Source organism: Blastococcus saxobsidens (assembly GCF_010682065.1).
In the GTDB taxonomy this organism is placed as follows: domain Bacteria; phylum Actinomycetota; class Actinomycetes; order Mycobacteriales; family Geodermatophilaceae; genus Blastococcus; species Blastococcus saxobsidens_B.
In genome coordinates, this window is the sequence record NZ_JAAGWG010000053.1 from 1 (window position 1) to 1133 (window position 1133).

2 protein-coding genes are annotated in these 1133 nt (G+C 62.8%); both read right to left on the reverse strand.

Annotated elements, in window-relative coordinates; translation table 11 throughout:
- On the reverse strand, window positions 1-549 hold a 549-nt coding region (locus GCU60_RS19555; protein WP_163208298.1), incomplete at its 3' end, for a hypothetical protein.
- 343 nt (window positions 550-892) lie between these two features.
- Window positions 893-1133: hypothetical protein (locus GCU60_RS19975; RefSeq protein WP_204262354.1), on the reverse strand; the 241-nt coding region annotated here is incomplete at its 5' end.

Consider the following 1133-nt stretch of genomic DNA (forward strand, 5'->3'; position numbering starts at 1 on the left):
TGCCAGCTGCGCCCATACATCATAGGACCGCTTGTCATCGACTCCGAGCAGGCCGCGCAAGTTGTCCAGGCCCCATTGGGCATAGGGTTCGCGCTGGCGCTTGCGGTCTGCCAGTAAGGCGTAGAGCCGACGGGCGTGAGGCGGCAGGCGATGCGCCGCCGTGGTCTCGATCTTTACGAAGTTGCCGGGGCTGCGTAGGGCGTGGACGCCGGCGGGCGGAATCAGGATGCGGGCTTTGCTGCCGCCCTCGGTGATGTGCCACTCAGCCACCAACACAGCACCCCATTCACCGCCTCGGTGCTGGCCCGTCAGTTTGAGGCCTGTCATCCGCTCAAGACACTCACGCAGCCAGACATTGTCCGGGCGGGCTTCCGGGCCGCGCAGGCGTGTGGTCGGGATCGTCAGCCAGACCGCGTTCGGCACATTGGCGGGGACGCGCTCCTCATCGAGGATGGCAGCAATCTCCCACAGCGCGGAGACCATGGCCGGGGTGAGCGGCTTTTCGGCCCGAAGGGCAAGAGCGGCAGATGACACGGCGATTTGTTCCATAAGTGGACGTTACACATTAACTATGTCCACAGTCAATGTGTCCACACACCCCTCCGGCGTGTCCACTCATACACTCCGGCGTGTCCACTCATACACTCCGGCGTGTCCACTTTTACCCTCCGGCGTGTCCACTTTTACCCTCCGGCGTGTCCACTTTTGGCCTACAGTGTCAGTGTCCAGTGTCAGGGGAAGGAACAGACACTGACACTGACACTGGACACTGACGGGACACGAAGGGGGTTCTGGTGGCGCGGTAGCGCCCAGAAGCCTGAGGCCGGAGCTTCTGGCTAATGCCTGATTGCTGAGAGTGGATCAGTGCGAGGGGTCACCGGCACCTGCCGCCTCAAGGCGCGGGTTCCTCTTCGATCTCATCAGGTGGGACCTCTTTGAAGAACGCTTGCTGCTCTGGCTCTGGCAGAGCAGTGACCTTGCCCCGCACATCGTCCCACCAGAGCGCAACCCACTCCAGGGCAGGGCGCAGGTGTTTCCAGAGTGGCTTGAGGCGCTCAGCTGAGGGAGAGCCCTCCCCGACTTTCCACTTTCCCTGATCGTTCTGATACAGCCCCCCCGTAATCACCGCTGCG